The sequence below is a fragment of the Saccharibacillus sacchari DSM 19268 genome, from assembly GCF_000585395.1.
In the GTDB taxonomy this organism is placed as follows: Bacteria; Bacillota; Bacilli; order Paenibacillales; family Paenibacillaceae; genus Saccharibacillus; species Saccharibacillus sacchari.
Window position 1 is genome coordinate 3,168,593 of the sequence record NZ_KK073875.1, and the last position, 17,878, is coordinate 3,186,470.

Consider the following 17,878-nt stretch of genomic DNA (forward strand, 5'->3'; position numbering starts at 1 on the left):
ATGCTCCTTAAAGATCGAATCGTATGGGTAACCGGCGCCTCTGGAGGAATCGGAAGAAGTACGGCTTTAAAGCTCGCATCCGAAGGGGCGACTTTGATACTAGCCGGTCGGCAGGAAGAACGCTTGCACGCGGTTGCGGAGGAGATTCGGGCTTCTGGAGCTTCAGCATGTACGGTGTTCGCTTATGACGTTGCGAATCAGGAAGAAGTGCAGCAGACTTTCAAAGAAGCCGCAGCCAAATACGGTCGATTGGACGGAATGGTTAATAATGCAGGCATTTTGGAGGAGTCGTTGTTATCGACGCTGAAGCACGACCATCTCCAACGCGTATTTTCCGTAAATGTTTTCGGTACGCTTTATCACATGCAGATGGCTTCGCGGTTGATGATGAGAAAAAAACAAGGAAGCATCGTGAATATTTCCTCGATCATCGGAAGCAGCGGCAAAGAAGGACTTAGCGTCTACGGAGCGAGTAAGGCGGCAGTGAACGGAGCGGTCAAATCGGCGGCCAAAGAGCTGGCTCCGTTCGGAATCCGCGTGAATGCCGTTGCCCCTGGATTCATCGCGACGGATATGACCGGCAAACTCAAAGAAGATATTTATCGAATGCGGATGGGAAGCATCAAAATGAAGCGTGCCGGGCTGCCCGAAGAGGTTGCGGATACGGTACTGTATCTGTTGTCCGACCTTTCAAAGTACGTGACGGGTCAGACAATAGGCGTGGATGGAGGAATGGTTGAATGATGTATTTTTGGAATAATGGGCATCCAGGAAATCATGCCGCTTTTATCGAGGAAGAGGAAACGATTCTCTTTTCGGAACTAGATCGTGATGTTAAAGCATGTATGGAAAAGCTGCATTCGGAAACGAAGGAGCTTCTTTTTCTGTTGTGCAAAAATACATATTCTACCATATGCCTCTATCTGGCTGCTTTGCGCGGCGGAAAAACAGTTTGTCTGCTGCCCGCCTCGCTCGACCCCGGGCTTTTAGCTCATTTGATAGAAAGTTATCAGCCGGAGTGGCTTGCGGTTTCGGATCTAAACGCAGGCGGTGAGTTGTTTGGCTACGAAACTTTTCAGCATTTCAGATCGCATACGTTATTTCAGCGCCGCAAAGTTGGCGAACACCCGCCGATCCATCCCGAACTTGCTTTGCTTCTTTCCACATCAGGCACTACAGGCAGTCCCAAAATGGTACGTCTTTCATACGATAACCTCCAGGCTAATGCTTCGTCTATCGTTGAATACTTGAAGCTGAACGGCGACCATAGGCCGATTACGACGCTGCCTATGTCATATTCGTATGGGCTTTCGGTGATTAACAGCCATCTGCTGGCAGGAGCTTGCACGATCCTGACGGAGGAGTCTATCGTTTCCCGAACATTTTGGGATCAGTTTAACACGAACCGCGCAGCGTCGATCGCAGGTGTACCCTACACGTACCAAATGCTTCGGCGGCTGAAATTCGCGGAAATGGATCTCCCGTCGCTCAAGCAAATGACGCAGGCTGGAGGAAGGCTTCCTGCCGACCTGCAGCGATATTTTGGAGAGGTATGCAGCGTCAGGGGCATTGAATTTTATGTCATGTATGGCCAGACGGAAGCTACGGCGAGAATGAGTTACCTGCCTCCTGAAAAAATGCTGACGAAGCCGGGTTCGATCGGGATTGTCATTCCGAATGGGAATCTGCGCGTCGACGAACAGGAAGAGTTGATTTACGCCGGACCGAACGTGATGCTCGGTTATGCGGAATCGCGGGGAGACTTGAAACGCGGCGACGAACAGCAGAGTGTGCTGCGTACCGGCGATCTGGCCGAATTCGACGAGGATGGGTATTGTTTTATCAAAGGAAGGCTTAAGCGATTCGTAAAACCTTTCGGGCTGCGGATCAATTTGGACGATATCGAAAGCTATTTGGAAAAGAAATTTGCCGGACGCTTCTTCTGCGTGGGCAACGATACGAAGATCGTGATTTTGTGCGAGTCCGAACCGCTGCTTGAAGTGGCGCGGCTGGATACTCTCCAGAGGTACGGGCTGCATCATTCGACCATCAAAGCGATTCGAATCGATGACGTTCCGATCTTGAATTCCGGTAAAACGGATTATTCTGTATTGCAGCGGAAGGCGGGGATCGAATGAACGTGCAGGAGATGTTCGAGATCGGGCCTTATGCGCTCGATAAAAAACAAAAAAGTTTGTTTTTGAATGCCGAGCTTCATCGTTTGACTCTGCATCACCGGCGGCATTGCGAAGCTTATGCCAATATCTTGAATGCGACCGCCGGAGCTTCTTCGTATTTGGACGAATCAGGAATCGAATCCGAACCGTTTCTGCCGGTGCGTCTGTTCAAAATGTTGGAGTTGAAAAGCATCGGGCGGCAGGACGTGGTGAAGGTGCTGACTTCGAGCGGAACGACTTCTCAGACGGTATCCAAAATCTTTTTGGATAAACAAACGGCGGGCCTGCAAGCCCGAGCCTTGGTGCACATTGTGAAATCTTTTTTAGGGCCCAAAAGAATGCCGATGATCATTGTCGATACGCCGAACGTTATCAAGGATCGCAAATCGTATAGCGCCAGGGGAGCCGGAATCATGGGTATGATCAATTTTGGCCGAAACCATTTTTATCTGCTGAATGACGAAATGGAGGCCGATTGGGAAGGGCTTGAACGTTTCCTCAAGGTTCATACCGATCAAAAAGTACTGTTGTTCGGATTTACTTTCATGGTCTGGAAGTATTTCGCGCAGGCGGCCGAGCGCCAGGGCAAAAAAGTGGATCTGGGCGACAGCCTGCTGATTCATAGCGGAGGATGGAAAAGGCTCGAAGAAGAAGCGGTCGATAACGTGACGTTCAAAAAAGTGTTGCGTGAACGTTTGGGCATCGGTCAAATCCATAACTTCTACGGGATGGTCGAGCAGGTAGGGTCCATTTTCATGGAGTGCGAGCACGGGCATTTGCATGTTCCCACTTTTGCCGACGTTCGCGTAAGGGACAGTGAGACGCTTGAGCCGCTACCTGCAAACCGCCCAGGGTTGCTTCAGGTGCTTAGCGTCCTTCCCGAAAGCTATCCCGGCCATAGTTTGCTGACGGAGGATATCGGTCAAATCCATGGAGAAGACGATTGTCCATGCGGACGGCAAGGCATTTATTTCTCCGTGCACGGCCGTTTGCCCAGAGCGGAAATCAGAGGCTGCAGCGATACGCACGAGTCCGTTTGAGGAGGGATCATATGCAAATACTGTTTCCGGTTACGCAACAGGACCGGACTTGGCAAGAATTAATGGACATGTTGAAAAAACGGCCTGCGCTTCAAGCTTTTGATCCGCTCGTGGTCGAATTCATTCATCGGCTGTCGAAACGGATTTTGCTTGATCGCGGGTTTCGCGGATACGCGGAACTGATGGCGATGGCCCATTGGATGAGAAGAGCTAATATCGAACAGTTAGAACGCGATTACCGAAAAAAAAGAAAAGAACGAATCTGGCAGCCCAGGGGAGTGGCTCTGCATTTCGCCCCTTCCAATGTCGATACGATCTTTATGTACTCCTGGTTCTTGTCGATGCTTGTTGGGAATAAAAACGTGATTCGTTTGTCGGGGCGGCGCGATGAACAGGTCGATATGCTGATTGGGTTGATTGAAGATATAGCCGGAGAAAGCGAATTTAAAACTATTGCTGAACGAACGCTGATCGTCAGTTATGAACATGATGCCGCCAAAACCGCTGCTTTATCCGGTTACTGTGATATTCGCGTAATTTGGGGCGGCGACGAAACTATTCGAAGTATCCGCCAATCTCCGCTTCCGCCAAGAGCGACGGAACTTGTTTTTGCCAACCGATTTTCGCTTTCGGCAATTCGGACGTCGAGTCTTGACAAGTTGAACGAAGAGCAGTGGAAACAACTGGCGGCAGACTTTTATAACGACGCCTACTGGTTCAATCAGATGGCCTGCTCGTCTCCGCGTTTGTTGGTATGGATCGGGCAGCACGAAAAAGAAAAAGAATTGAAGCAAAAGTTTTGGGAGGAATTAAGCAAAGTCATTCGTCAAAAAGGAATACGTTGGGAAGCAGCCGTAGGGATCAACCGCTTGGTGGAAGGATATTCCTACGCGGCAAAAGGAATCGTGGATCGCTTGTCAACGCGTTATACGGGCCATCCTTACCGCGCGAATATCGGTCAATACTCCGATGAGATCAAATCGGTTGATTGTGGCGGGGGATTTTTCTTCGAGCTTGTCCTTGAAGAGATCGGACAAATTGTCGATATTATCGGCAAGCAGGATCAGACTTTGACGGTACACGGATTCGAATCCGAAGAGTTGCGAACGCTGGCCTGGAACTTGACAGATAAAGGCATAGACCGGATCGTGACGATCGGTCAAGCACTTCACTTTTCCGAAGTTTGGGACGGATATGATTTCTTTGTGCATTTTACGAGAGAAATATCGCTTCGCTGTTGAGCATAAGAATCGGAGGGATGAACTTGGAATTTCAAATTGGCGAACGGTGGATCGGCAAGGCGCACAAGCCTTTTATTATTGCCGAGATGTCCGGCAATCACAATCAATCGCTGGAGCGCGCTTTGGCTATCGTGGAAGCTGCCGCTGCAGCGGGAGCCGATGCGCTCAAGCTTCAAACTTATACCGCGGATACTATGACGCTGGATATCCATGAAGGCGACTTTTTTATCGACGATCCGAGTAACTTGTGGAAGGGTAGTTCGTTATACGATTTGTATAAGGAAGCCTATACGCCTTGGGAATGGCATAAGCCTATCTTTGATCGTGCGGCCGAGCTCGGCATACTGGCTTTCAGTACGCCTTTTGATGAAACGGCCGTGGACTTTCTGGAAAGCCTGAATGTGCCTGCTTACAAAATCGCTTCGTTCGAAAACACGGATATTCAACTTATTCGGAAAGCGGCGGCGACAGGCAAACCTTTGATCATCTCGACAGGAATGGCCTCTCTTGCGGAACTCGACGAATCGGTTCGTGCCGCACGGGAAGCGGGCTGCAAAGAGTTGGTTTTGCTTAAGTGCACGAGCACGTATCCGGCAACGCCGGAAAATACAAACATTTTGACACTTCCTCACATGGAGGAGCTGTTCGGCTGTACCGTCGGAATGTCCGACCATACGATGGGAGCGGGAGTGTCAGTCGCTTCCGTTGCCTTGGGCGCGTCGGTTATCGAAAAGCACTTTACCCTACGTCGGGCAGACGGAGGAGTCGACTCGGCATTTTCGCTGGAACCCGAAGAGCTGTCCGCCCTGGTTCTCGAAACGGAAAGAGCTTGGCAATCCCTCGGCCGCGTTTTTTACGGAGCCACGGAACGCGAACGCGGATCGCTGAAGCATCGCCGATCTTTATATATCTCTCAGGATTTGAAAAAAGGAGATACTTTGACGCGCGAGAACATTAAAGCGATTCGGCCGGGTTCGGGACTGCCGACAAAATATTTGGACGAGATGCTCGGCCGTGCCGTTTCGAAAGATGTTGCTAAAGGCACGCCGTTGTCCTGGGAGGTCATTTGATCATGTCGAAAAATGTTCTGCTTACCGGCGGAGCCGGGTTTATTGGCCGCTGGGTGACAAAAAAGTTGCTTGACGAAGGTCACAGAGTATGGATTCTGGACGATTTGTCAAATGGACGAGAAACGAACCTGGAAGAGTTTCGGCAGCACTCGGACTTGAAAAAATTCGTGCGCGGCACTCTTCTCGATGAACAAATTCTGGGCGATCTGTTCGAAGAGCATAAGTTCGATATCTGCTACCATTTAGGTGCTTCTATCAATGTGCAGGACTCGATCGACGACCCGCGAACCACGTTCAACAATGATACGGTCGGTACGTTTTATATTTTGGAGCAGTGCAAAAAGTATGGAACAAAAGTCGTGTTTATGAGCACCTGTATGGTCTACGACCGCTGCAGCGACGAGAGCGGCATTGACGAGAATCATCCAACTAAACCAGCCTCTCCGTATGCAGGAGCGAAGATCGGTGCGGAGAATATGGTGCTGTCCTACTATCATGCATATGGGCTGCCGACCGTCGTTATTCGTCCGTTCAATACCTACGGCCCTTTCCAAAAGACGGGGGGCGAAGGCGGGGTCGTGGCGATTTTCTTGAAAAACGAGCTTGAAGGCAAAACGCTCAACATTTACGGTGAGGGTACGCAAACGCGAGACCTTCTCTATGTCGAAGACTGTGCGCGTTTCGTGGTACAGGCCGGCTTTAGCGACGAAGTGAACGGCGAGATTGTTAACGCTGGTCTGGGCCGCGATATTTCCGTCAATGATCTGGCGCTGCTGATTACGGGCGACGCCGCAAGAATCAAACATGTGGAACATATCCACCCGCAGAGCGAAATTCAGAAGCTGCTGTGCAATTCGGGCAAAGCCAAGCGGCTGCTCGGCTGGGAGCCGCAAGTCTCTTTGGAAGAAGGCATCTCACGGACGCGCGATTGGATTGCTCAAGGCGGGCTGGCGTAATGCATGATATTTCTTCGAACGGGAAGGAGCGCGATATGAGCGGAAACGGAAAAAGGGAAAAAATGCTGCCTTACGGCCGGCAGTGGTTGGATGAATCGGACATCGAAGCCGTTCTACAGGTGCTGAAAAGCGACTTCATCACGCAGGGGCCGGCTATCCGAACTTTCGAGCAAAAGGTGGCCGATTATGCGGGTGCGCGCTACGGAGTCGCTTTTTCCAACGGTACGGCGGCGCTTCACGGAGCTTGCTTCGCTGCAGGCATAGGCAGGGGAGACGAAGTTATTACGACTCCGCTGACGTTCTTGGCGAGCAGTAACTGCGTTTTGTACCAGGGAGGTACGCCGGTGTTCGCGGATATCGATCCGGACACGTATAATATCGATCCGCGTCAAATCGAGCAGAAACTGACCTCGCGGACAAAAGCAATTATTCCTGTCGATTTTAGCGGACAGCCTGCCGAGATGGATCGTATTCAGGAAATCGCTCGGCTGCATGACCTTATCGTCATCGAAGATGCGGCTCATTCTATCGGGGCGGAGTATCAAGGTCGAAAAGTCGGAACTTGGGCAGACATGACTATGTTCAGTTTTCATCCGGTCAAGCACGTCACAACAGGCGAAGGTGGCATGATCGTAACCGACAATGAGACATTTTATCGGAAACTACTTCAATTCCGCAATCATGGCATTACACGGGACCCGCAGGAATTGACGAGAAACGAAGGGCCTTGGTATTACGAAATGCAGTCTCTAGGTTATAACTATAGAATGACGGATATTCAGGCAGCTTTGGGTATATCACAAATGAATAAGCTGGATGTGTTTATAGAACGGAGGCGCAGGATCGTATCCATATATAATCATGAACTTTCGGGTATACCAGGACTTGAGTTACCTCTTCAGCTTTCTGAAACAAAGTCGAGTTGGCATTTGTATGTCGTTCGTTTTTTGCCAGAGTATTTCGAAGGTTCACGTCTAGACATATTCGAACAGTTGCGAAATTTGAATATCGGGGTGAATGTTCACTATCTTCCTGTCTATTTACAGCCGTATTATCAAAACCTTGGATACGAAGTTGGAATTTGTCCTCATGCGGAAGCCTATTATCGAACGGCGATCACCCTTCCAGTTTTTCCGGAAATGAGTGATAAAGATGTGTTCGATGTTATATCTGCAGTCAAAGATATTCCATCCCGAAAGATTTGATTTGTTTAAAGGAGTGCAGAAATGACAGTTTTTGATGATGGCTCGGGATCGCGGAAAAAAGAGTTAGACGCAATAGATCAACTCTTCGACAGATTATTCCCGATTTGCAGAAGCATTATGGGAGAAGGACTGCGCCAAACGTTGACCATTCTAGGTGAGTATCTTCCTCTCGAGCGCTTTGGCATTCCTAGCGGTACTCAAGTCCTTGATTGGACAATTCCGCAAGAATGGATAGTTCGAGGAGGAGTGTTGAAGGGACCAGAAGGGCAGGTTATTGCGGATTTTGAAGAAAGTAATCTCCATATCGTGAACTACAGCCAGCCGGTAAATCAAACATTAAGTCTCGAGGAACTTGAACCGAATCTTTATTCTATTCCTAGACTACCTAAAGCGATACCTTACGTGATTTCTTACTACAGAAAACGCTGGGGATTTTGTATTCCGCAAACGGTTAGGGATGCTTTGCCGGAAGGACAGTATCATGCGTTCATTGATACCGACTTTATAGACGGAGAACTCAATTTTTCCCATTCGCTACTTGCTGGCAGCACGGAAAAAGAAATCATGATCAGTAGTTATGTGTGTCATCCTTCCATGGCGAATAACGAACTTAGCGGACCGCTAGTGGCGACATTTCTTTATCGTCGCTTAGCCAATAAACCGTCGCGGCGCTTTACTTACCGTTTCGTTTTCACACCGGAAACAATCGGAAGCATAAGTTATCTTTCAATGTTTGGAGAAGAATTGATGAAGCGTCTGCATGCAGGGCTTGTTCTTACTTGCATGGGCGGCGATCGCGATTTAAGTTATAAGCAATCTCGTAGGGAAAATACTCCTTTGGATCTAATGTGGGCGCATCTTTTGAAATGGAATGAAATTTGCGGGGAAACGCGAGCGTTTACGCCCGTTCACGGGTCGGATGAAAGACAATATTGTTCTCCTGGTTTTAACCTGCCTGTGGGACAACTGTCCAGAACTGTCTATGGTACCAATGAAGAGTACCATAACTCTTTCGATACCAAGGAGTTCATGACTATCGATGCTTTACAAGCAAGTGTAGATGGGCTTGAAAAGCTTCTGGATGCTATTGAATGGGACGGTTATTACGTGAATCGCTCTCCTTACGGAGAAATCAAGCTTGATCGTCATGGATTGTATCCGGATTTGAATGCGCCTGAAATCATAGGCAAATATTCGGCGAATGGGTTGATGGACCAGAGAACGCAACTTTCTCGGATTCTGATTATTTTGAACTATTCGGATGGACAATACTCTATGCGCGAAATAGCAGAAAAATGCGGCTGCAGCATCCTGGCTTTGATTCCGATTATAGAACTCCTGTTGAACAAGGAAATCTTATCAGGGCCTTTTGAAGACAAGCAGCTAATGGCGCCTTTACATCCATAAGGAGATGGGAAAAATGAAAATCATGTTTTTTACGGGATCGCATCCTCGGCATAGCCATGTGGCTTCGAGGCTTCAAGCGGCCGGGCTTCTTTCGCACTTGGTCATTGAGCAAAGAGAGTCTTTCACGCCGTTGCCGCCCGATTCGATTTCTTTGAAGGACAAAGAACTTTTTGTTCTTCATTTTGAAAAACGAGAACAAGCGGAAGAAAAATTTTTCGGGCCGATTTCTACAGAATGGGAAATTCCCGTGCTACATGTTTCTTCGCAAGAACTTAACGGGGAAAAAGTAAAGAATTGGGTGAAAGAGCATCGTCCGGATGCGGTAATCAGTTATGGTGTGCATAAAATAAGTGGTGAAGTACTCGATATATTTCCGAATATCGCATGGAATATTCATGGCGGCTTGTCTCCATGGTATAAGGGGAACATCACGTTGTTTTGGCCTTTTTATTTTTTAAAACCAAACTGGGCAGGAATGACGCTTCACCGTCTGACAGCTCAATTGGATGGAGGCGGAATTTTGCATCACTCAGTTCCAAAGTTAGAATTCGGTGATGGAATCCATGATGTTGCTTGTAAGGCCGTCATGCAGGTTGCGCAGGATCTAATAACCATTCTACAAAAAGTTAAGGCCGGAGAAAAACTCAATGAAGTTCCCCAAAAAAGCAGCGGTAAACTTTTTAACGGAACGGATTGGCAACCTCATCATTTGAGACTCGTATACGAATTGTTCAATGATGACATCGTTGATCATTATCTTCGAGGCGATTTACAAAATACAGAGCCACTTCTAATAAAAGCTTTTTAAATGATTAATATTTGAGAAAGGGGTTAAGAATGGATTTGGAGCAGTAAAGCTGCAACATACAGTGGTTTCTCTGAACTATGTCCTGAAGAAATAATATGAAATTGACAGAGAAAGGTCGGCACTGGAGCAATGATTGTGTTCGGCTTCCATTTGTTCAACCTGTGGTGATTGAATAAGGTGAGATAGTGGTTATGTAAAATTTCATTACTTTTACAAATATTAATAATATTAAGAAGTGTGCTTAACATCTTTCTTGTTTTCTGTAATTTATAATAAATATTTCTCGTATTTTATTCGTTAAATAAGGAAGTTGGCTTTACGGATCAATCGATTCTGGAAATTTTTGGAATTAGTCATACATTTTCTATAGAATTACGAATGCATATTTATAGCAAGGGGAATAACCAATGGCAGAAAATCATACGTTTAATGTACTTGCTCACCCAAATATTTATACGGGAAATACAGGAAGAGAACTGCGGATCGAATTTTCTATCCCGTCGGCTGGCGTTCAAGCTAATACAGGATTCATCATTTTGGTTCCGGGATTTGGAGCTACCATCGATTCGAATGTATATCAGAAAATGAGGGAACAGTTTGCGGATTCGTATAATGCAGTCACCATTCAATGCGAGTATTTCGGAAGTGCCCATATGCAATCAGCAGACAAAATAAGTGTAACGAATCAGCAGGCGCTTCGTTCGATCTTGAGCGAGGCAGAATGGAGTCATATCCAACAAAATCCCGGGGCATTTACTCAGTTGATTTCCTCTAAGGAAGTTACGTTCCCTGTAAAAGCAGACTTGAGCGAAACCGTCGAAGACTTTAATGATATGGGCTACATGCAAGCGATCGATATTATTACTGCATTCGAAACCGTTAAGTTGCTCTTGGACGATAACAAACTGGAATATGATGTTAATCGGGTCATTGGCTACGGGCATTCTCACGGTTCATACTTATTGCATTTATGCAACGTAATGTCACCTTGGACTTTTTCTTTTATCGTAGATAATTCGGCTTGGCTTGAACCACTTTACATAAATCATTACAGAGTGCTTTATAAGGGATTGGGCAAATGTACATTAGCAATCCATTTCGATTATCTTGCAAAGCAGGTACTTGAAAATAAGTCCTTATTGAACCTGTTCGGTTTGTATCAAACATTTCAAAATCAAGCCAAGATCATTTCGTTTATGGGTATTGATGATAATCTGGTTAAGGCCCAGGAGAAAGAACGGTTTATTGCCAACATTCCGAATGCCGATTTCATTCTGGTAACGAAAGACGATGTCGATCAGGTAAAATACAAATCAACTTCCCATGGTTTGGATGCAGATTTCCTTGAGCTTTTTGCTTACGCGTTGCAGTTTGAGAGTCATGAAAAGCAAAATCAGACAATGGAGCTTCAATATGAAATCCACTATGAAACTTTAAAAATTCAAGCTGATTTTACTCAAGGATTGCCTATATTCAAATTCGATTTTGAAGCCAATCTGCAAACTTTAGTTTAACACCCAAATAAATGTTTCAACTTATCAGATAATTGTTTATATAGAACTCAAGTCTATTATCCCGGATTTTCAACTGCAATATTCTTTTAATCTTTTATTGGAATATAATTGCATGTAATCATTTTAAATTCCAATTGACATTGGAGAAAAACGGCAGTATATTCGAGTAGTAGGCCACACCTATTTATTTGATAATGAAGGGAATGTTCGTGCATGCAAGGTAAAGTAAAATGGTTTAACGCAGAAAAAGGTTACGGTTTCATTGAAACGGAAGAAGGCGGCGACGTTTTCGTTCACTTCTCGGCGATCCAAATCGAAGGATTCAAAACGCTGGAAGAAGGACAATCCGTTGAGTTTGATATCGTTGAAGGCGCTCGCGGACCGCAAGCATCCAACGTTACTCCTCTGTAAGTCGTCGCAGCCGTATACCTGACCTACATAGATGATTAGGTTTAATGATTTATGATGGTTGGAGACTACACATGGCTCAATCGAAAGACCTCACCTAGGTGGGGTCTTTTTCTATGTCAAAAAGAAGAGAAGAGTATAGATATAAATATAAATTCTCAATCCTTTATACCCATATAAAGTAATATATTGTACTAAATACAAGGTTCATTGTTTTTCGAAACGTTTAAGCAAAAAGTAGTGTATTTTATGAGCCTTTTAGCCCAGTCTATCGACGGACAGTCTGCAGAAGTGTTTTTAAGGAATGATTCGGAGAGGGGAACATCTAGTGCGAAACAACAGAATGGGTAAGGGGTTTATCCTTATCATGGCTATTTTGCTCACCGTACATACTTTTTTCGGGGGATTTATAGCTTCAACTTACGCGGCAGAAGCACAGCCTTCACCTGGCGGGCAATCGTCGGACAGTGTGCAAGTTCAATCCGATAATGCACCTGTTCAAAATGAGTCTACGAGTTCGGAAGCTAACGCTTCGGAAGACACGCAACCGGCGCAAGGACAGGCAGGCGAATCGATCGAAGCCCAAGCCCAAACGCCGGAAGAATTCGCTTCGCAAGGCGAAGCAACCGAAACGGTCGATCCGGAAGCCGACCTCGAAGCAGCGGAGAAAGCCGATACCGAGGAAACCGAACAGGCAGCCCAAGCACCCGTGCCTGTATCGGAAAACATTTTGAACGCGGTCACGTTGACCGACGATGCCGGACAGCCGATCATTTCGGACGACCCGGATCGCTTCTTCAACGGAGAAAACGCAATTAGCCTGAACTACGCGTGGTCGCTCGAAAACGGGCATCCGTACACGGCAGGTTCCGTGTTCGAATTCGACGTTCCGTCGCAGTTCCGCATTTACACGCCAATCTCCGACGCTCCCCTGATCGTGAGCGGAGAAGACGGAAGCGGGCAGTCCGCCGGATCGTTCTCGGTCACGACCGACGGTCATGTCACGGTCACGTTCAGCGAATTCGTCGAATCGCACTCCGACGTTGCCGGAACGCTGACGATTCGTACCGAATTGACGCGCGAAGTGGTACAAGACAGCACGCAGGTCAAATTGACGTTCCCGATCGCAAGCGGAGAACAGGCTTTCGTGTTGCATCTCAAACCGGAAGCGGGATTGACTCTTTCCAAAACAGGAACTGCCGATAATGCCGCAGGCGTTATTCGTTGGTCCGTCGATCTTAACACGTCGGAACAAACGCTGCGCGGAGTCAAATTGAAAGACGCGATTCCCGAGGGTCTTGCGCTCGAAGCGGAATCCGTCACGGTAACGAAATTGAACAAAATTGCAGACGGAAGCTTTGAAAAGGGGGAGGCTGCCGATCCGGCAAGCTACACGCTCAATACCGCTGCAGGCGAATTGGAACTGGATTTCGGCTCTGGCGAGCTCAAAGGAGCGTACCGCGTCGACTATTCGACCAAGCTTCAAGCCGGCAAAGCGACGTCGTTCAAAAATACGGCCGTATTGTCCGCGCAAAGCCGTCAGGATGCTTCGGCTTCCGCCACGGTCACCGTGCAGCGCGGCTTGCAGATGGACAAAAAGGTCGCCGCTTACGACGACAAAAATCAGACGATCGATTGGGAAATTCGCTATAACTACGGCGATGCCATTTTGATTCCCGCGGATCAAGCACGGCTTGAGGACCGCTTCACGAGCGGGCAAAGCCTGATCGAAAATACGTTCCAAGTGTACAAAGGATCTGAACTTCTCGTTCGCGATCGGGATTACACGCTGACGATCGTTCCGGAATCCGGCGGACTGAGAGGCTTTAATCTTCAATTCCTGCAGGATGTGAGCGCGGAGCATAATATAAAGTACAGCACGAAAGCCGCTATTGCCGTTTACGCGAAAGACCGGATCACCAACACCGTGACGAGCGGCGGGATCAAAGCGTCGGCTTCGCAGGTGCTGGAGCGCAATCTGTTCGTAAAAACGAATAAAGGCGCCGATTTCAAAAAGCGCGTGACTTCGTGGCAGATCGCGATCAACACCGACCGTTTCGATATGCGCGATGTGATGATGAAAGACACGTTCCCGGAAGGCGGCCTTGAATTCCAGGAAAGCACGCTGGTCATCAAACGGGAAAACGGATCCGCGCTTGTGCGCGATGTCGATTACACGCTGACGACCGATAACGGAATCCGTTCCGGATTCGAAATCAAGTTCACCAACGCCGTTACGCAGCGTTACTTGATTACGTACGACACGCGTTACGAAGTGGATTGGAAAAAGAATCAAAAAGAAAAAAGCTTTTTGAACAGCTCGCAGCTCGACTTTACGCATGAAGGCAAACCGCGCGTCAAAACGTCTAGCGCCCGTTTTTGGCCGGATGATCTGACGGTGGCGAACGGCGCGAAAAGCGGCGTTTACGATCCGTCCACCAAAGAAATCACGTGGACGATCAAAGCCAACTACAATCAAAAACGCGTTGACGATGCCGCGATCGTCGATCGCTTGACGCAAGGCCAGCGTTACATGGAAGGTTCGTTGGAAGTGAGCGACATGAACCTGACCGGAACATGGTTGGGAGCCCGTAAGGGATCTCCCGTCGATCCTTCGCGTTATTCTGCTGCTTATCCTGACGCAAACAACGGGAACGAGTTGAAAATCGCATTCCCGAACGGCATCGACTCCGCTTATTGGATCACGTTCAAAACGACGCTCAAAGGCAGCGTGATCGAAGGAACGAACGTGACCAACCAAGCGGTATTGACCGGTAACGATCAAACCGTGAATACGTGGGACGCCAGCGTGAACATTCCCGGCGGCGGCACGTATACGGCCAAAGAAGGCGTGCAGCAGGCCGACCGCATTCTGTGGAAAATCAAATTGAATCAAGGTCAATCGTACGTGGAAAATGCGCGGATCGTCGATACGCATTCGGGCAACCAGTTCCTCGACGATCAGACTTTCCGCCTGTACCGCCTCGTTTCTTCGTCCGACGGGAAATCGACCCGGGGCGAGGAACTGAAACGCGATGTCGATTACACGCTGGATATCATGTCCGGCGACAGTGAACGATTCGAATTGAAATTCGCGAAGCCGATCGAATCGGCTTACGAACTGGAGTACCAGACCGTTATTCGAGCGAATGACCGCGAAAAATTGTCCAACAGCGTTCGTTTCGAAGGAGACGGCGTGAAAAAAGGAACGGTGGATTCAACTCGCGAAATCATCGTGCGCACCACTTCCGGTTCGGGTACGGGAGGCGGCGTGACGGGAGCGGTCGAAGTGACGAAAACTGATGCGGCCGACGCCGGAATCAAACTGCCGGGAGCCGTATTCGTTCTGCAGGATTCGGCAGGCCGCAGAGCCCCGATCACCCGCACGACGGACGAAAACGGGCAAATCGTATTCGGCAATCTTCTGTACGGTTCGTACACGTTGACGGAAACGAAAGCGCCGGAAGGGTATAAACTCGGCGATGAAGGCCCGGCGACGATCGTGATCGGAACCAAGACGCTTGCGGAAAACAACGGACGCGTAAAAACGACCGTCGAGAACGAAAAGCTTCCGAACATTCCGACGACACCGCCGACCGAGCCGGGTACGCCGACCGAGCCGGGTACGCCGACCGAGCCGGGTACGCCGATGGAACCAGGTACGCCGACAACACCGCCGACGGAGCCAGGTACGCCGGTAACACCGACCGAGCCGCCTGTCGTGCAAGTACCTGACGAAAACATTCCGCAAGGACCGACCGAGCCGCCGACGGACAATACGCCGCAGCAGCCTCAGCCGACCGAACCGGGAGTCGAAGTTCCGGACGAAAACACGCCGCAGGGGCCGCCCGTAGTGCCGGCTCAACCGGTTTCGCCGGAACAGCCGACGACGCCTTCGGAAAATCCCGAAGTGCCGGTACCCGTCGATCCGATCCCGCAGGGCGTTCCGCCCGTGGTTCCGGGCGAACCGGAATTCTACGTGCCGGACGGCGACGTTCCGCAAGGCACGCCTCCCGTTGTGCCGGGAACGGTAGTTCCGGGCACCGTAGTTCCTAACGCCGATACCGACGTTCCGCAAGACGTTCCTATGCTGCCTCAGACGGGCGAAGAAAGCAAACTGCCTTATGTTTTGGCGGGCATCTGCCTGATCCTGTTTGGCTTGGTTTTGAGACGTAAAGCTTCGGTGAAAAACCGTTAAAACTTCTTTTCTCAATCTTGCTTTCGATACCTGTATCGGATCGAAAGCAAGGTTTTTTTCTTTATGGCCTAACATTTAAAATGATATAATGAAGTCAAAACACAGAGCTCCGCATCACGAATACACATCTTTGTTTGATCAATCGAAAACAAGCAATTGTCCAAAGAAGAACTGACTCAAAAAACGGGCAGGTTGGATATTCGCGCCGAGACGCGTAAAGGCGTTCTGATCAACATTGAAATGCAAGTTGCGGAACAAAAATACATGGCACAAAGAACCTTGTTTTATTTCAGCAAATTGTATGCGGATACGATCAAGGCCGGCGAAGAATATCAAAAGCTCAAAAAAACGATCATGATTAATATTCTGGATTTTGAACTGCTGGATGCCGGGCGCTATCATACAACATTCCATTTGTACGAGGATCAGGATCGCAACCTAAAATTGACGGACGATTTGCAAATTCACTTTATCGAACTTCCCGTATTGGGCAGAGTGCAAAGAAATTTTTCGGACCCTCTTCATCGTTGGCTTACTTTTATGGACGAAGATATTGAAGAACCTGAATTAAAGGAGCTGATCAGCATGGATAAATCGATTCGCGAAGCGGAAGACCGGCTTGAGTATTTTAGCGGCAATCCCGAAGTCCGACGCTTGTACGAAGCACGCGAGTATGCCAAATACGAATGGAACAGCATGCGCAGAGAGAGCTTGGAGCAAGGATTGGAAGAAGGACGGAAAGAAGGAAAAGAACTAGGGATCAAGCAAGGTATCGAACAAGGTATCGAACAAGGTATTGAACAAGGCAGGAGGGCAGCTTTAGCAGCGAGCGTGCAGCGCATGCTGGATAAAAGTTATGCAGTCCCCGAAATCGCCGAGCTGCTTGGACTAACGGAAAAAGAAGTCGGCGAATTGATTCTGCTTTTATCGGATTCCGACAAAAACGCATAAGCCTAAAAATTGCCTCGCTTCCTTACAGCGATCAATCCGAAAGCCAGTTATTCAACAACATGCGTTTTCCATGCCGCTTTTTCGGTTAATTGAATCTAACAACGATTTTCGACCAGGCGATCCGCGCTCGGAAAAATCGTTTTTACACAAAACGTTAACACTGTTTTTACTCGGCGTTAACGCTGTGTTATAATGGTGACATAAGGAGGAGTGCCCTATGGATTTTGCGATTCGAGGACAACAAATTGAGGTTACTGACGCTCTGAGAGATTATATCGACAAGAGACTCAGCCGACTTGAAAAGTACTTCGATATTCCCCCGGCTACGGAGGGTGCCGTGACGCTCAGCGTGACAAGAGGCATTCACAAGGTCGAGGTGACGATTCCTCTTCCCGGCGGCGTGTTCCTTCGCGCCGAAGACCGCAGCGACGATATGTACACGTCGATCGATTCGGTACTGTCGAAGCTGGAACGTCAGATTCGTAAGCACAAGACCAAAATGAACCGCAGATTCCGTCAAGACGAAAGTCTCAAGGGACTTTTCGTGGACGAAGGCGCGAATGCTTCCGTTTCTCCATCCACGGATGAAGAAGAGGATGAACTCCAAGTCGTGCGCAACAAGCGTTTCCTGCTGAAACCGATGGACGTCGAAGAAGCGATCCTGCAAATGAACATGATCGGCCACAACTTCTTCGTATTTTCGAACATCGAATCCGAAACGGTTAACGTCGTATATCGTCGTAACGACGGCAAATACGGCCTGATCGAACAGGAATAACGACTCACTTTCACAAAAAAATCATGAATTTTGAAGAAAAAGAGTCTTATCCGCACCGGATAAGGCTCTTTCTGCGTATATAATATGTTGAGAAGTTTTACGGATCCTTGCTGGGTGGGCTCTTA

At 48.3% G+C, this 17,878-nt stretch carries 14 protein-coding genes; all 14 read left to right on the top strand.

All coding sequences use genetic code 11. The features are described 5' to 3' along the window. Complete coding sequence (locus SACSAC_RS13525) at positions 1-744, top strand: SDR family NAD(P)-dependent oxidoreductase (protein WP_037287243.1); 744 nt, start codon at positions 1-3, stop codon at positions 742-744. Then, a complete protein-coding gene (locus SACSAC_RS13530; RefSeq protein ID WP_037292804.1) occupies positions 744-2,138 on the top strand; it encodes an AMP-binding protein in 1,395 nt (464 codons plus the stop codon). Before SACSAC_RS13525 ends, SACSAC_RS13530 begins: the two co-directional genes overlap by 1 nt. Beyond that, complete coding sequence (locus tag SACSAC_RS13535; RefSeq protein WP_037287246.1) at positions 2,135-3,217, top strand: LuxE/PaaK family acyltransferase; 1,083 nt, start codon at positions 2,135-2,137, stop codon at positions 3,215-3,217. Before SACSAC_RS13530 ends, SACSAC_RS13535 begins: the two co-directional genes overlap by 4 nt. Positions 3,218-3,228: 11 nt before the next feature. Further along, positions 3,229-4,458 (top strand): acyl-CoA reductase, encoded by a 1,230-nt coding sequence (locus SACSAC_RS13540; protein ID WP_037287248.1) that lies wholly within the window; start codon positions 3,229-3,231, stop codon positions 4,456-4,458. Positions 4,459-4,475: 17 nt separating this feature from the next. Next, a complete protein-coding gene (pseI, locus tag SACSAC_RS13545) occupies positions 4,476-5,528 on the top strand; it encodes a pseudaminic acid synthase (protein WP_037287251.1) in 1,053 nt (350 codons plus the stop codon). Positions 5,529-5,530: 2 nt separating this feature from the next. Next, complete coding sequence (locus tag SACSAC_RS13550; RefSeq protein WP_037287253.1) at positions 5,531-6,484, top strand: NAD-dependent epimerase/dehydratase family protein; 954 nt, start codon at positions 5,531-5,533, stop codon at positions 6,482-6,484. Positions 6,485-6,519: 35 nt separating this feature from the next. After that, positions 6,520-7,689: a UDP-4-amino-4,6-dideoxy-N-acetyl-beta-L-altrosamine transaminase gene (pseC, locus tag SACSAC_RS13555; protein WP_037292806.1), complete on the top strand. Its 1,170-nt coding sequence runs from the start codon at positions 6,520-6,522 to the stop codon at positions 7,687-7,689. A gap of 21 nt (positions 7,690-7,710) precedes the next feature. Further along, positions 7,711-9,096, top strand: a complete 1,386-nt coding sequence (locus tag SACSAC_RS13560; RefSeq protein WP_211251340.1) for a DUF4910 domain-containing protein — start codon at positions 7,711-7,713, stop codon at positions 9,094-9,096. A 13-nt stretch (positions 9,097-9,109) separates the two neighbouring features. After that, a complete protein-coding gene (locus tag SACSAC_RS13565; protein WP_037287256.1) occupies positions 9,110-9,904 on the top strand; it encodes a formyltransferase family protein in 795 nt (264 codons plus the stop codon). 407 nt (positions 9,905-10,311) lie between these two features. After that, a complete protein-coding gene (locus tag SACSAC_RS13570) occupies positions 10,312-11,418 on the top strand; it encodes a DUF2920 family protein (RefSeq protein ID WP_037287258.1) in 1,107 nt (368 codons plus the stop codon). A gap of 213 nt (positions 11,419-11,631) precedes the next feature. Continuing rightward, positions 11,632-11,829 (top strand): cold-shock protein, encoded by a 198-nt coding sequence (locus tag SACSAC_RS13575; RefSeq protein ID WP_037287260.1) that lies wholly within the window; start codon positions 11,632-11,634, stop codon positions 11,827-11,829. Between the two features lie 364 nt (positions 11,830-12,193). Further along, entirely contained in the window at positions 12,194-16,024 is a 3,831-nt protein-coding gene (locus SACSAC_RS27140) for a collagen binding domain-containing protein (RefSeq protein ID WP_051507105.1), read from the top strand. Positions 16,025-16,165: 141 nt separating this feature from the next. Continuing rightward, positions 16,166-16,975: an Rpn family recombination-promoting nuclease/putative transposase gene (locus tag SACSAC_RS13585; protein WP_084778060.1), complete on the top strand. Its 810-nt coding sequence runs from the start codon at positions 16,166-16,168 to the stop codon at positions 16,973-16,975. 217 nt (positions 16,976-17,192) lie between these two features. Further along, positions 17,193-17,753 carry a ribosome hibernation-promoting factor, HPF/YfiA family gene (gene hpf / locus SACSAC_RS13590; RefSeq protein ID WP_037287261.1) on the top strand — a complete coding sequence of 187 codons (561 nt, stop codon included), beginning with the start codon at positions 17,193-17,195 and terminating at the stop codon, positions 17,751-17,753. Positions 17,754-17,878 lie beyond the last annotated feature (125 nt).

Excerpts from the sequence above, each read along its gene's own strand:
- SACSAC_RS13570 (WP_037287258.1), top strand. The coding sequence starts at position 10,312 with ATGGCAGAAAATCATACGTTTAATGTACTTGCTCACCCAAATATTTAT.
- hpf (WP_037287261.1), top strand. The coding sequence starts at position 17,193 with ATGGATTTTGCGATTCGAGGACAACAAATTGAGGTTACTGACGCTCTG.
- SACSAC_RS13525 (WP_037287243.1), top strand. The coding sequence starts at position 1 with ATGCTCCTTAAAGATCGAATCGTATGGGTAACCGGCGCCTCTGGAGGA.
- SACSAC_RS27140 (WP_051507105.1), top strand. The coding sequence starts at position 12,194 with ATGGCTATTTTGCTCACCGTACATACTTTTTTCGGGGGATTTATAGCT.
- SACSAC_RS13550 (WP_037287253.1), top strand. The coding sequence starts at position 5,531 with ATGTCGAAAAATGTTCTGCTTACCGGCGGAGCCGGGTTTATTGGCCGC.
- SACSAC_RS13565 (WP_037287256.1), top strand. The coding sequence starts at position 9,110 with ATGAAAATCATGTTTTTTACGGGATCGCATCCTCGGCATAGCCATGTG.
- SACSAC_RS13575 (WP_037287260.1), top strand. The coding sequence starts at position 11,632 with ATGCAAGGTAAAGTAAAATGGTTTAACGCAGAAAAAGGTTACGGTTTC.
- SACSAC_RS13530 (WP_037292804.1), top strand. The coding sequence starts at position 744 with ATGTATTTTTGGAATAATGGGCATCCAGGAAATCATGCCGCTTTTATC.
- pseC (WP_037292806.1), top strand. The coding sequence starts at position 6,520 with ATGAGCGGAAACGGAAAAAGGGAAAAAATGCTGCCTTACGGCCGGCAG.
- SACSAC_RS13540 (WP_037287248.1), top strand. The coding sequence starts at position 3,229 with ATGCAAATACTGTTTCCGGTTACGCAACAGGACCGGACTTGGCAAGAA.
- SACSAC_RS13535 (WP_037287246.1), top strand. The coding sequence starts at position 2,135 with ATGAACGTGCAGGAGATGTTCGAGATCGGGCCTTATGCGCTCGATAAA.
- pseI (WP_037287251.1), top strand. The coding sequence starts at position 4,476 with ATGAACTTGGAATTTCAAATTGGCGAACGGTGGATCGGCAAGGCGCAC.
- SACSAC_RS13560 (WP_211251340.1), top strand. The coding sequence starts at position 7,711 with ATGACAGTTTTTGATGATGGCTCGGGATCGCGGAAAAAAGAGTTAGAC.